Annotated in this window: 13 protein-coding genes and 3 pseudogenes; all 16 read right to left on the bottom strand. The window is 36.4% G+C overall.

What is annotated here, in order from left to right:
* Positions 1-132: 132 nt before the first annotated feature.
* Entirely contained in the window at positions 133-588 is a 456-nt protein-coding gene (locus FGQ53_RS00260) for an XRE family transcriptional regulator (protein ID WP_001071126.1), read from the bottom strand.
* Positions 589-669: 81 nt separating this feature from the next.
* A complete protein-coding gene (gene tet(W) / locus FGQ53_RS00255) occupies positions 670-2,589 on the bottom strand; it encodes a tetracycline resistance ribosomal protection protein Tet(W) (RefSeq protein WP_000691721.1) in 1,920 nt (639 codons plus the stop codon).
* Positions 2,590-3,256: 667 nt separating this feature from the next.
* Positions 3,257-3,385: pseudogene (locus FGQ53_RS00245) on the bottom strand (Maff2 family mobile element protein); the annotation flags it as partial.
* 3 nt (positions 3,386-3,388) lie between these two features.
* On the bottom strand, positions 3,389-3,700 hold the full coding sequence (locus tag FGQ53_RS00240) for a hypothetical protein (protein ID WP_000356901.1): 312 nt from the start codon (positions 3,698-3,700) through the stop codon (positions 3,389-3,391).
* Positions 3,701-4,015: 315 nt separating this feature from the next.
* A pseudogene (locus tag FGQ53_RS00235) lies at positions 4,016-4,812 on the bottom strand (alpha/beta fold hydrolase).
* Positions 4,813-4,890: 78 nt separating this feature from the next.
* Positions 4,891-5,700 (bottom strand): annotated as a pseudogene (locus FGQ53_RS00230) (VirD4-like conjugal transfer protein, CD1115 family); the annotation flags it as partial.
* Positions 5,701-5,711: 11 nt separating this feature from the next.
* A complete protein-coding gene (locus FGQ53_RS00225) occupies positions 5,712-5,897 on the bottom strand; it encodes a transposon-encoded TnpW family protein (RefSeq protein WP_000545006.1) in 186 nt (61 codons plus the stop codon).
* Positions 5,898-6,008: 111 nt separating this feature from the next.
* Positions 6,009-6,998 (bottom strand): ORF6N domain-containing protein, encoded by a 990-nt coding sequence (locus tag FGQ53_RS00220; RefSeq protein ID WP_138335092.1) that lies wholly within the window; start codon positions 6,996-6,998, stop codon positions 6,009-6,011.
* Between the two features lie 21 nt (positions 6,999-7,019).
* Positions 7,020-7,343, bottom strand: coding sequence for a hypothetical protein (locus FGQ53_RS00215; RefSeq protein WP_001222545.1), 324 nt, complete (start codon positions 7,341-7,343; stop codon positions 7,020-7,022).
* A gap of 173 nt (positions 7,344-7,516) precedes the next feature.
* Positions 7,517-8,269: a phage replisome organizer N-terminal domain-containing protein gene (locus FGQ53_RS00210; RefSeq protein ID WP_049691250.1), complete on the bottom strand. Its 753-nt coding sequence runs from the start codon at positions 8,267-8,269 to the stop codon at positions 7,517-7,519.
* A 2-nt stretch (positions 8,270-8,271) separates the two neighbouring features.
* Positions 8,272-9,924, bottom strand: a complete 1,653-nt coding sequence (gene mobQ, locus FGQ53_RS00205; protein WP_138335091.1) for a MobQ family relaxase — start codon at positions 9,922-9,924, stop codon at positions 8,272-8,274.
* 245 nt (positions 9,925-10,169) lie between these two features.
* Positions 10,170-10,499, bottom strand: a complete 330-nt coding sequence (locus tag FGQ53_RS00200; protein ID WP_000712033.1) for a DUF3847 domain-containing protein — start codon at positions 10,497-10,499, stop codon at positions 10,170-10,172.
* Between the two features lie 84 nt (positions 10,500-10,583).
* Positions 10,584-11,000 (bottom strand): sigma factor-like helix-turn-helix DNA-binding protein, encoded by a 417-nt coding sequence (locus FGQ53_RS00195; RefSeq protein WP_001074478.1) that lies wholly within the window; start codon positions 10,998-11,000, stop codon positions 10,584-10,586.
* Between the two features lie 265 nt (positions 11,001-11,265).
* The gene (locus tag FGQ53_RS00190) at positions 11,266-11,850 is read right to left on the bottom strand and encodes an MptD family putative ECF transporter S component (RefSeq protein WP_000791750.1); all 585 of its coding nucleotides are present in this window, start codon (positions 11,848-11,850) and stop codon (positions 11,266-11,268) included.
* A gap of 10 nt (positions 11,851-11,860) precedes the next feature.
* The gene (locus FGQ53_RS00185) at positions 11,861-12,565 is read right to left on the bottom strand and encodes an energy-coupling factor transporter transmembrane component T (protein WP_000567178.1); all 705 of its coding nucleotides are present in this window, start codon (positions 12,563-12,565) and stop codon (positions 11,861-11,863) included.
* A complete protein-coding gene (locus FGQ53_RS00180) occupies positions 12,555-14,072 on the bottom strand; it encodes an ABC transporter ATP-binding protein (RefSeq protein ID WP_000601967.1) in 1,518 nt (505 codons plus the stop codon). Before FGQ53_RS00180 ends, FGQ53_RS00185 begins: the two co-directional genes overlap by 11 nt.
* Position 14,073 lies beyond the last annotated feature (1 nt).

The raw sequence follows: 14,073 nt of genomic DNA, 5'->3' as shown, positions 1-14,073 counted from the left end.
TTTCTTCTGTAAGGTATTCAAAGGATATTTCCCTTTGCCGCCGCTTGCATTAAGCCGCCGCTATTGGAAAGCCAAAAGCAGCGGCTTTTTTTACTCGGTATTACCGAAAAGTATAGAAAGCAGGATATGTCATCATTTGTCATTTCTTCTCAATGTAATAACTGCATGGCATATCAAGCCAAATACAAGAGAAAAACAGCCACCGCCAAATAGTGATGCTCCCCACCCTGCACCTGACATTGTCATAAAACCGCCAACAAAGAAAATACCAATGCCAAGAAATATACCAACACCATAAAAAAGTCCAATTGCCATATCGTACTTATTAAATTGTCGTTTCTCCTTTTTTTCATATGTTTCCATCTTTGTTATTACCTCCTTCGCAAAATCGTCCATGTTGACTCCAAAAAGAAAGCAAATTTTTTTCAACATATTTAAATCGGGTTCATTAACATCTCTCTCCCAATTCGATAGTGCCTGCCGGGTAACATTCAATTCCCCGGCTAGTTCTTCCTGTGTCATTCCCAATTGTGTTCGCAGATGACGTATTTGCTTTCCTGTTGTAATATTCGTCTGTTCCTGGTTCAAAATAGTTTCTCCTCTCTGATACTGATTTTATCAATGATATTTCGCAATAGCCAGCAATGAACGCTTGCATTGCGCAAGACGTTACATTATCTTCTGAAACATATAGCGCACCTTGTCCAGGCGGCTGTTTGGACGGCGGGGCTGGATGACTGGCTTGCCGACAGCGGCCTGATACCCTTTCAGTTCTGTAAGGCATACGCTCTGCCCGTTGGTGTAAAAGGCCAGATCAGTACGGTATGCCTGTATACAGCGGGCGGGAATCTCGCCAGTAAAGACAACTTCATCCTTTTTTACCTGGACCGTTTCGATGGTGGCACAGTATTTCGGTGCATCATGATAAGCCCTGGAAAGATATTCCCGGGGCGCATAGAGGGTGAAGGAGAGATAAGGTTCCAGCAGTTGCGTCCCTGATTCCTTCAATGCCTGTTCCAATACAATCGGGGCCAATGAGCGGAAGTCCGCCGGCGTGCTGACCGGACTGTAATAAAGCCCGTATTCAAAGCAAATCTTACAGTCCGTTACGTTCCAGCCGAACAAGCCCTGCTCCAGCCCGTAACGGATACCATCCCTGACAGCGTTTTGAAAACTCTGGTTCAAGTATCCCAGCGAAACCCGGCTCTCGTATTGTACACCGGAGCCAAGCGGGAGTGGTGTAACAGACAGTCCGATGGATGCCCAAAACGGGTTGGGCGGCACCTCGATATGGATGGTGTGGCTGGCTGCTTTGAGCGGCCGCTCCATATAAATGACGGTGGGTTCCTTTACCACTGTTTCAAGCTTGTATTTTTCCGACAGCAAAGCGGAAACAACCTCCAACTGCACCCGGCCCAAAAAAGAAAGAATGATCTCATGGGTGATGGAATCCACCTCGCAGCGCAAAAGCGGGTCAGTATCCGCAAGTTGCGTAAGAGCGTCCAGCAGCCGTTCTCTTTGCGCTGCCGTTTTCGGCGCAATCGACGTCCGCAGCATGGGGAGGGGGTCCTCACGCCACCTTTTACGAGGGAGCCGGGTTGGGTCCCCTAATACATCGTTTAACCTCACGCTGTCGCTGGGAAGGATAACAATTTCACCCGGATAAGCGGTGTCTGTCCGAACAATTTCCCCTTTGGATGGAATACGCATCTCTGTGATTTTCAGCTTTTCTCTCCCGGCCAGGGCCACCGTATCCCGCAGGCGCAGCGTTCCGCTGTATAGCCGTAGATAGACACGCCGCTGGCCGCAATCTGTATACTCCACCTTGAAAACGCTGCCGCATAGGGCGGCGCTCCCCTGTTCCCCAATCGGTTGGAACAGCCCTGTCACCGCATCCATCAACGGTTGAATGCCAAGGCCCTTTTTGGCGCTGCCATAATAGACCGGGAACAGGGAGGCGTCTTGAACCCGCCGCTGTTCCTCCCGCACAAGTTTTTCCCGGCTGATTGGTTCTCCTGCGATATACTTTTCCAATAATTTATCGTTATTTTCGATGACCGCATCCCATGCTTCTATGTCGGTATTTTCCTCCAGGACTATTTCCGGGGACAGCGACACCGTCTGCTTGATGATAATATCGGCGGAGAGCTTATCCCGAACAGACTGAACCACGCTCTGCAAATCAACGCCAGCCTGGTCGATCTTGTTGATAAAGATAACGGTGGGAATGTTCATTTTCCGCAGGGCATGGAACAGAATACGGGTCTGGGCCTGCACGCCATCTTTAGCGGAGATCACCAAGATGGCCCCATCTAAAACAGCCAAAGAGCGGTACACCTCCGCCAAAAAATCCATGTGGCCGGGCGTATCCACAATGTTGACTTTACATCTGTGCCACTGGAAGGAAGTGACTGCCGCTTGAATGGTAATCCCACGCTGCCGCTCCAAAAACATGGTGTCCGTCCTCGTTGTCCCTTTTTCGACGCTCCCCGGTTCTGAAATGGCTCCGCTGGCATATAGCAGGCTCTCCGTCAAGGTCGTCTTTCCAGCGTCTACATGGGCAAGAATTCCAATATTGATTATTTTCATGTGATTGTCCTCCCTTTACTGCCCCGAAGGGCATAAAAATCCCCAGCAGTAAAATACTTTTACCACTGGGGATGATAATTTGCGGACATACACATATACAGCATACACCTGTTTGTGAGTGCTGTTTTTGGGGATATGTCAAAATTGATAAGGCAAAAGTATTCTTAAATTGGGTACAAAAAACTAAGCCCCTACAAAAGGGACTATCATAATCCTTTGTTCCCACTATTTGATTATAGTTTTATTTAAGAATACCTTGCCGCATATTTTTTACTCCTTTTCTGGAATTGAATTATTATATCACATTATATCACATCAGTTTTAGGAAAACAAGTATCTAAAAGAAATTTTTCTTCCCCTTATATGTAACAATCATACCGGCTTCCTAACGTTCAGAATGGTTTCTACTGTCTGCTGCGGTGTTTGGTTGGAATTGTCCAGCCAAAAGCCGATCCGTGGTGTTGTCTGCATTTTACTAAATACAAATTCAATGTATACAGAAAGAAATATATAAGGAGTGGGAGGGATTCCGCCGTAGTCGGCATTGTAGGAAAATCCAAAAGTTTAGATTTTCTCAAAATGCTTATCTTTTGGTCTTTGGTTCGGAATAGTGTAGTGCTGGCGGTCTATCTATTGTTTTCGGTTGCTTGCTTCTTTACCGTACATGAGCATTTGCTCCAGGGTTATCATTACCATATCCCTCCATAAGGTTAATAACACCCCATGCTCCAAGACCAGCACCTACTGCCATTACCAAAATCTTTAATACATTAACTGCTTGTACGAAAAAATCCATTATTTATTCCTCCTCGTTTTCTTCTTTCTTTTCAATTTTGTTCATAGACATAACTACAAAATTCTTATATGTCTTTCCATTTTTAGTTCGTTTGTTGAAGTAACCATACACATGAATGAAATCACCTTCTGAAAATTCCTTAGCCACGTCAGATTTATTGCCATAGGCTGCACAGTTGATATACTCTCTACCTTTTCCATATCCTTTCGAAAGAGCAAAATTTACAACTTGAACCTCTTCATCACCTCTTGTAAAAGTTCCAAAAGTAGGTTCTTTTAACAGGTTGGCATTGATATTAATCATTTCTTTATCCATTTTTTCCTCCAATTAAAAAAGCGACTGAAAAGTTAATTTCAATCGCCAAGTATTTGTATATTTAGTTATCTATTAGGTAGGGCTTCTTATCCTTATCATCTTTTCTCCTTTACTTTCTGTAACATATTTAGTGGAACTAGCATTTTGTCGTGTATATATTAGTGAGAGGCATTTGAAATACTAGTTAGCTCATCTGCGAGTTTTTCCTATTTATTGATCGCAATATAAATTGAAAATAGGCATGAAAAAAGACGATAGATGTTGCTTTTCTATCGTCTTTAATATCTTATATTCAGTTCGACAAATTGGCATTTTTTAAATATCTTTACCTGATTTCAGTTCACCATTTTTCAAAAATGGACTAACCAGTTCCATCCACTCTAAAGGTAAATAAGCTGATAAATATCCATGATTGTAACCTTTAGCTTCATAAAGAGTACAATCCGGATGCATTTTTTGAAACAATTTTGCTGATTGCTTGACACAGTCCATTTCTTTTTCACCGTAAATATATAAAACCTGTGCTTTGCTCTTTGCAATAGAATCTTTCAATCTATATTTCGCCATATATGTTCTATACATTGTCACTAGTGTCTTCATAGGAAGTCTTGGCATATCTTCCATATAATAGTTTTCTATTTCTTTTGGATATGCCATTTTAGGGTATATTTTTTTCATTAGATTAAGCTGCATTTTACTTACCGATTTGCTAAACATAAGTTTTCCAAAGAGTTTTACAATTATTATGCAAATTTTTGCCAATCTAGGCTGAGGTATACAAATACTGCCATCTATTATTGCTTTCTGAGCTATATGATCATCTAATGATAATAACTCCATCGCAATTTGTCCTCCTAGAGAAACACCACCTAATGCAAACAACTTCCCACCACAATTATCTTTTATATAATCCATTATTATCTGTGCTGAATATTCAGTTGAGATATAATCTTTTTGGTATTCTTCTCCATGTCCATCAAGAGTTGGTAAAATCACATGGTACTCGTCTGATAGCATACAAGCTTGCCTAAGATAATTCCACCAAGAATTACCCCACCATGTATCAATAATATATGCGGAAAATTTTTATCTCCAAACTCATGAAATTTCATAACTCATACCCCGATAAATTCAAATTTGTTTTATTATACCAAATATACCCATGCCACATAAAGCTATAACAGAAAATATTACAATCTTGTAATTACTGTATTTCTATTAAGCTTAACTTTCCCTTTTCGCTTCATATAGCTTTCAATATCAAACACATTCTTTTTATCATAGTCCTCCAAAAGTTTGTAATTCTTGTGCTTTGTAATATCGAATTTATCTGATAAAAATGGTCTTACACCTCGAAGCTGAAAAATACATTTACTGCCATCCATAACTGTTATCTCGTCTTGGCTCATCAGTTCCTTACCTGTCTTTTGGTAATTCAGTCCATAGCTATTGGCATTGGATCTGGTTTCAGAAGTGTTATATAGATCTATGGTTTCCTTACCCAGTGTTTCAGATAGTTCTTTAAGTGTGGTCTTTTCCTTTCCACCAAGAAACAGGGTACTATCACAGTTACCTACAATGGTATCTGCATTATCCTTGTAAATTGCCTTTAGCTGAGATTGTGCCTGTAAGATAATACTTGCTGAAATCTCTCTTGAACGGATTGTCGCTATTAGCTTCTCAAACTTTGGAATTAAGCCGATATTGGCAAACTCGTCAAGCAAGCATCTTACATGAACAGGTAATCTTCCCCCATACTCATCATCCGCCTTATCACAAAGCAGGTTAAATAGCTGTGAGTACATAATAGACACCACAAAGTTAAAAGTATCATCTGTATCAGAGATAATAACAAACAATGCTGTCTTTCTATCTCCAAGTGTATCAAGTTCAAGTTCATCTTCTTTCATCAAGTCCCTAAGCTCTTGAATATCAAAAGGTGCAAGTCTTGCACCACATGAAATAAGAATAGACTTTGCTGTTTTTCCTGTAACAACTTGTCAAGGACTTTCTAATCATTTTTATGAGGTTTTTTATCTTTTTCTCGCTCCATTTCTCTAAGCATTATCCTTTTCAATTTATCTTGCATAGTTTCAGTCGCATTTTCATTAAAATGGACAATAACCTCATAAGTTACTTTTCCAATCTTTTTTATAGTCTTTGTTCCTGTATTATGTTCATTTTTATTTTCGTGCATATTATTTTCCCTCCTGTTAGTTGCAATCAAAAAAAGACGATAGAGTTTTATTTCTACCGCCTTTCACAAGTCTTATAGCTATTCATTTAATAACGCTTTACCATTTACATATTAAATTTTCAAATCCTTATTGTTCAGCATTCCGCCAAACATCGTATGATACATATCCTTGGAAGATTCCTCTATCTTTGTAATACTTGATATTTTATTTCCTGCATCTTTTGATGAAGCTCCGCAAAGATAAAAGGCTTCACTGTCTGTTCCATAGTCAATGGCAATATATCTATCGTGATACTTTTTACCTGCAATTTTCATCTTCAGATTGATATTAGGGTAATCTTTTCTAAAATCGTTTAGGATATTTTTTGTCAGCATATCCTTGTTTTTCACATTGTCGCTAAAGACTATAATTTCAACATTGTCTTTTGCAGCCCTTAATAATTCTAAGGTTTTCAAGCCTATATAGTTGTCTATCACATAAATACTTTTCTTTGCAGACTTATATATTTTGGTATAGGCAACATCAGCTTCAATCTTATCTCCGTTCATTAAAAGGAAATGCTTGTATGTGTCCGGATCTATAAAATTATCCATAACCTTTTTCAAATCTTCTTTTGTAGCCATTTGCGACTTTATTTCAGCTATATCCTTTGTGTTTTGATTTGTCTGTACTGCTATTTGTACCAATTCTTTTGAGCTAATAAAATCTTGATTTTCGATTATAAAGTCTTTCATTTGCTTAAATGTTCTAACTAAGGCTCTGCTTTGCTTAACAGCAAGTTCACCCCTTAATACCGTCATAAGCATATAAATACCTTGTTCTGTAAAGGCATTTGGTAAGTATCTTGAACCGCCCCAACTTGAGGTGAAATTTTTGCACCTCAAGTTTTCAAATTCATTCTCGGTCAGTTGAAACATAAAATCTTCGCCTTCAAACTTCTCAATATTGTTTTTTACCTGTCTATTAAAGTTTTTTGTTTCATAACCATATATTTCAGCTAAATCTGCATCAAGCATTACTTTTTGCCCACGAATAAGATATATTTTTTCTTGTATAGTTTTATCATCTACAATAACTATCTCTTTATTTTCTTCTGCCATGAAATGCACCTCCAACATTATCTAAATTCTTTTATATTTTTCTACTCCGCCTTCAGCTTTTCCGATGTGTTCCACATTTTTTACAAGTCTCTTATTTACATTTTCATAAAACCATCTGCCAATCAATGCTGGCGGTGTTGCGATTAACTCTCTCAAAACAAATTCTTTGCCCTTCGGTAAAGAGCTAATTTTGTTTAATAAGGTAGTATATAGGTCAGCATAGCTTGTATTTTCTTGTAAACTGCTACACTTACAATATTCAGTAACGCTTGGGAAACCTCCCTCTATTGCTTTTTTAGTTAAAATTTCAAGTTCTTCATCGGTTACAGTAAATTGAATTCGCATTTATATATCCTCTCCTTATAACTGAGTTTATTACCATATCATTATCATTTTATCATAAATACGATATTTTTTCCATACTGCAATTTTAAGCCCTATTTTACACTTAGCTATAGTCTGATACCTATTTTATTATTAACGCTCTAAAAACACCTTTCCACCGTCTTATACGAGGTCTACAAGTGTTCCCCCTTGTCATAATCTTCAAAGGTATATACTTTTGATTTATGGCTTTCTTTTAATTTCCCTTTATCTTGCTCATACCAATGAACTAAGGTCGCATAATGGTCTTTATAGTTTCTTCCTGTGCTTTGCATATAGGTTGACAGCTTCTCTATCATTTCTTCCCTATGACCTTGCATTTTATCCTTTAACTTCCCATATTCTTCATCGGTTAAGGAAACATTTTTATATTCTCCATAAAGGTTGGGGGATATTTTTTCTATCTCCCCCTCTTTTTCTAACTCTATATCTATCTCTTTATCTATCTCTATATCTCCGTTGCAGTTTTGTTGCAAAAGGTTACAAGATGTTGCACCAGTGTTGCATTGCAACGCTTTTTGTCCTCTCGATTTTCTTGAACGCCTTGTAGAAGCTGTTTCTGAACCTATAAGACTTGGGATTTCTGTTAAAAAATACTCGTCATTTTCTGTGATTATCTCCATCAAGCCTTGTGCTACAATATAATTTACTGTAACCATTACATCATCTTCCGTTTCATCAATCGTTAAGGCAAGCTCTTTGATAAAGTCTGTTTCTACTCCATCATAATACAGCTTCCCACTGTCTTTTAAGCTAAGCAAAAGCAATTTGAGGTAAATGATTGTATAGGTATCTCCTCCTGATATTTTTCTTAGCCTTTTGATTCTCTTATCTGTAAAAAAATCTTCTTTCAATTTTAACCAATAGTATCTTCTGTTGTCTGCCATTTTTATCTTTCCTCCCCTTTATTTTTATAATTTTCTTTAGCCTTTTCTTTTGCCTTTTGTTTGTACTTCTCCTTTCTTTCCTCTTGCTCTTGAAATTTTTTCAGTTGTGCAATTAAACTTGGTTTATCTCCTCTCTTAATAGCCTTGTCTATTTCTATGCTTAGGTCTATTCCATACTCTTCATTAACAATCTTTACTGCATATTTGATATGGTCTATCTGCTTAAATTCGTCTTGAACTTTAGCTTTATCTTTGGTTAGCTCTTGTATCTCTTTTTCAAGGCTTGATATTTCTTTTTGCCAATCATTTAATTTTATGGCTGATGTCCCGGTAAACTTTTCTATGGTCTTTCTTGCTCTTTGGTACTTATCTATTTCTTTTTTATGAGAATTGTAAAAGCTGTCTTTGAATATGGTTTTGCTTTTGTATTCCTGATAAACTTCTTTGTTTTCTTTGATAGAGTCTATGCAGCTTATACATTGGTTCAGGTCTTTTATTCTTTGTGTTTTATATTGAATATCACCACTTATCTTTTTATTTTGCTTTGCCAGTTCAAAGACTTTTCCTTGCAGGTCTGCTATGGTTTGAAGTTTATTATCTTTCAAATAGTAGATTGCTTTTACAAATCTCTTTAGGTCTGCATTCCCCTTTTTTATCTGTCCGTAGTAGGATAATTTTTTTGTTTTTTCTCCCTGTATCTCGTTGTAGATAGAAATATACTCATAGAGGTTAAAGAGTTCCGCTTTGTTCTCCAGTTCATCTTTTTTGGTCTGTTTATACTCATCGTATTTAGCTTGTAGATTTCCAAGTAAAGAGTCTATCCAAGAGGTGATTTCTTTTATCTTGTTCTTGATAGCTTTTACTAAGGAATTATGCTTTTTGATTTCTCGGTTGATGTTTCCTTTGTCGGTTTCGATTCCTTTTTTCTCTAAGGCACTGGCACTTGCTCCTAAATGAATGGTTGGGATTTCTTCTATCCCTTGTCTTTTGTAGGAACGATGATCCACTCTCTTTTCCTGATGATTTTTTTCTAAATACTGATTACAAATTTGGGCAAAACTTTCTCGCCATTTTTCTGCATTACCTCTATCATTCCAGTCTGTCAGCTCTACTTTTCTTGTTTTGTAATTACCACTTTTTAGTTTTATCTTTTCTCTCTTTTCATCAAGAACATATTCTTTTTTGCTTTTTGCCAGCCACTCTCCTTTTTTATTAATCGGTCTAAGAGTAGTCATAATATGTGCATGGATATTGTTATTTTCTTCATCACTTTCATCATGAATTGCAAGGTCTGCTATCATTCCTTTTGATACAAAATGTTCTTGTATGAAGTCGGTAATGAGTTTCTTGTTTTCTTCAAAGGATAATTCTTTTGGTAGAGCAATGATAAAATTTCTTGCAAGCTGTGCATTGCTTGCTTTCTCATTTAGTTCAACGCTGTTCCATAATGTAGTTCTATCTTTTAATGCTATGGGAACATTCTCCGGCAAGAAGATTTCTGAATGTAAAAGTCCCTTTTTATTATGGTAATCGTGAACTTCTCCGTCCCATTCATTTTTGATTTTCTCACAAGAGATATATGCTGCACTTGCAACTGCCGATTTACTTTTTCCTCTGCTTATCATGGAAATATTAAAGTGAAATGTTTCTGCCACTTTTAAGCTCCTTTCATTTTTTTGTTTGTTTTCAGGTAAAGGAAAAAGCAGACAGGTTATTTTTTGTATCTTTTCCTATCTACTTTATCCGTATGTTTTTATTAAGTTTTGGATTTTTAAAGACTTGCTAAAATCCCTTAGTTTTTCTAAGGGCGCAATTATACACCCTAAAGGGTGCTTTGCGTTCTGCGAAGCTTTTTGCCCTTGCAGGGAGCTTCTGAAAAAACTATGGTTTTTTATTTTATCTACTCTATCTCTGTTTCATCTTCCATATCTTTCCCATTTATCATTTCTTCATAGGCTTGTCTGTATTCTTTTGTGTGAGTAGCAACTTTAAGTAATTCTTCTATCTCATCGTTAGTAAACATGATAGGATTTTTAATGACTCTTTCTACTATCAAGCCTCTTTGTATGAGCCTATGATTTCTTCTTTTTCGTTCCTTTTCGTTTGCAAGTTTTTCTAATTTCTTGCCTTGATTTTGTAATTGTTTCAGCTTCACATCGCACTTTTCTCTTTCTTGCTGAAGTTCAGAAATTTGTTCCTGTACTTCCTGTAATGTGTTTTCTTTCTTCATTTTTCATTCCTCCGTTTTGGTATCTGCTTGTTTCCATAAAGAAAGGTTAAGCACCTTTTTTTGACACTTAACCTTTCCAAGTTTTTAGATTTTATCTTCTAAAATCTTTCTCAGTTTTTCTAAAATCCTATCCCTCCTCCCACTGATTGCTTGATGTGTAACTTTCTCTCTTCTGCTGATTGACCTTAGACTTTCTTCTTTGTAGAAGATGGCTTCCATCAACTCTCGTTCTTCTTTTGAAAGAGTATTTAATGCTCTATGAAGTTCTTCAATTCGCATTTTTACTTCTACAATTTTTTCTAAGTCTATCTTTTCATCTATGATGTTATCTACAAAGTGTCCATCATGATCCAGTGCCGAAAATGGTATTACATTATGCTTCCAATCTTTTCTTTGGAGATACTTTTCATGCTCTGTTATCTTCCAATAGGCTTTGTAGACTTCTTCACTTACAGGTACGGCTTTGCCTTTTACATAAAGGTAATATTCTTTCTTTGCCACTTAGTCATCCTCCTTTTTAAGTTCTCTGTTTTGGTTTTGAGAATAAAAAAGGAGGACTTCTACACTTTGACGTAAAAAGTCCTCTCGGCTTAAAAACTAATGTTTTATATAATTTTCTATTTTGTTGTTTCTGGTAAAGTATTATTGCTATGTGTAAGCAATTCCAAGAATAAAAAAGGATAATTATATCGTTCTGTGAAAACCGAAACTATAAGTTTTGACATAATTATCCCTCCATTATTTTCCCTCCTAAGTAAATTTATTATTAAATCACTCCTGCTTTTTCAAAATGCTTTTTGAGTATCTTTGTTGCAACGAATGCTCCTATGCAAGCAAGAACAAAAGTTATCAAGCCAAATCCTACTGCCCACGAAACTTTGAAATAAGATAATGCTTCATTTATTTGTGCTTCGCTCATTTTCCATTTTGATGCTCTTTCCACAAAAGAAGCTGTCCCGAATAAAATCACAGGAATTACTGTTCCTAAAAAATCTGCTAATGCAAATATCCCATATCCAATAATCATTCGTCCCTTGCTCTCATAATTTCCTATAATCAAATCACATATAATTCCACCGATTACAGCAAAGACTGCATGAGGCAAATGTCCTCCTGACAATGCAATTAAACCAAGAAGCGTTCCTGATATTGTAAATACGCCCTTCTTTTTAACTTTCAAAGCCATAAGTATATAAACGGTAGCAGCTACCATAAAGCTAACTCCTGAAGCAATAAATCCTCCAATCACTGTTGTTGCCATAGCAAATGCAACCACCATGTATATGACAATTCCAATTGCATTAAAGATTCCGATTGTAATAAAATCACGACCATTTAATTTGTTTTTCATAAAAGTCCTCCTAATAAATTTTCTGTATTACTATCACAAGAGCAATCATCAAAGCTCCTAATAGTCCAATCAACAAATCCGCCCATCTAAACCTCAATTTTGTCAATGTAACCCTGTTCTCATCACTATCAAGTCCTCTAATGAGTGCTGAAGCTGACAGTTCATCTGAAATCTTAATCATCCTCATTAAAAGTGGAACAAGCGTATATTCAATATATTTAAATGGATGTAGCAACGGGAAAAATCTACTTGTTACGATTCCTCGAATCTTCATATTCTCTTTTAATGCCTTGAGTTCTATTCTTATAGTTGGTACAAACCTAAGCAAAACACTAAAAGGTATACCAATGCTTCTTGGTACTTTCATTCTATTTAATGCTTCAAGCATTTCACTTACACTTGTAGTCTTTGTTATATATCCACCAAACATAGCAATTAAGGTCATCCTTGATGCAAAGTAAATAAACATATATATTGCAAATACGATACTTGCTTCACGAAACTTTCCAAGCCCTAACTCTATGCAGTATAAAAGCACAAAAAACAAAATAAAGCGTAATGCTCTTTTCCACATACTACTGTATACATACAGAAAAAAGGCAAAGACAATCAGTCCGAAAAGTAGGATTGTATCGCTTATAAAAAAGCTGGTAAAGGAGGCAATTGGAAGTAGAATAAGTTTTATTCTCGGATCGACTGTTTTTCTATCTATCAAGTTCTCTACCTCCTCTCATCTTGTCTAATATGAGAAATTTGTTACTTTCACTCATATCTAAAACAGTTTCTATTTTTCCATCTCCCATTACCCACAGATCGCTTACTGTGTTTGCTAAAAACTCAAAATCATGACTTATTACCAAGACTGTTGTCCCATTTTTTAATTGTTCTTCAATCAATTTTGCCACCGAAAGCATTGAGTCTTTATCACAACCTGATGTTGGTTCATCATAGATAAAAACTTTTGCCTGTTTCATCATTCCACAAGCTATTGTCAGTCTTTGTTTTTCTCCTCTTGATAAAGCAAACGGATGCTTATCAATGTATTTGTCTAAGCCAAGTACACTCAAAATAGACTTTGCCTTTTGAGTATTTTCTTTTTTATCTTTACTTGAAATACCAAGTAGCATTTCATCAAGTACACTTTCCGAAAACAACTGATAGTCTGAATCTTGAAAGACAAAATATGACATATCCATTAAATCTTTATGATTAAGCGACTTATCTTTTCCAGCCCATATTGTTCCCTCTTTTATCTTCTCAAGTCCTGAAATCACTCTTGCAAAGGTGGTTTTCCCGGTACCATTTAAGCCTATAAGACCAATGGCTTTTCCACACTCCATATTGAAATCAAGATGATTTAAGATGTACTTGTTTTGTTTCTTTCCATCCTTAGCTACATTCGGATAGCAAAATCTCAAGCCTTTTCCGTTGATACTTTCATCATTTAATTGATATGAATCTTTCTTCTCACTTATCCTGTATTCTTCTAATTCAAGAGTTCTTAGCCCATTTTCATCCCAAAACTCCCCTTCAAGACGGATAACTTCTTCCCGACTCAAGTCCTGTGCAATCTCTCCATCTTTCACCAAAAGAAAACGGTCAAATAAAGATTTTACATAGTACAAACGATGCTCAATTAGAACAACTGTTGTTCCTTTTTTCTTTAATTTCTCCAAAATTAAAAACAGGTCAAATGTTGCTTTCATATCCAAATTTGCTGAAGGTTCATCCAAAATTAAAACTTTCGGATTCATCGCATAGATGCTTGCAATAGCTATCTTTTGTTTCTGTCCGCTTGATAATTCAAAAACAGATTTTCCTTTCAGTTCCTCAATATCCAGTTCTGCATATACTTCTTCTACTCTCTGTTTGATTTCATATCTTGATTTGCAGATCGTTTGAAGCCCAAAAGCTATTTCTTCATCTGTAGTTGTTGTAAAAAACTGACTTCTTGGATCTTGAAATACAGTCCCTACAATATGCCCTATTTCATGAAGTAATAATTTGCTTATATCTTTTCCGGACACAAAGGCTTCTCCTTTCATTTTGCCTTTGTAATAATGTGGTATAAGACCATTCATTACACTTCCAAGAGTGCTTTTACCACTTCCACTTTTCCCTGAAATTAAAACAAATTCACCTTTTTTAATTTCAAGATTGATATTTTTTAAAGCAGTTCGCCCATCTTCCCATTCATAAGAAACATTTTTTAATAAAATCATG

This window comes from Streptococcus mitis (assembly GCF_005844455.1).
GTDB lineage: Bacteria > Bacillota > Bacilli > Lactobacillales > Streptococcaceae > Streptococcus > Streptococcus mitis_BF.
The sequence above is the reverse complement of the archived record's forward strand: the minus strand, read 5'-3'. Positions and strand labels throughout refer to the sequence as shown.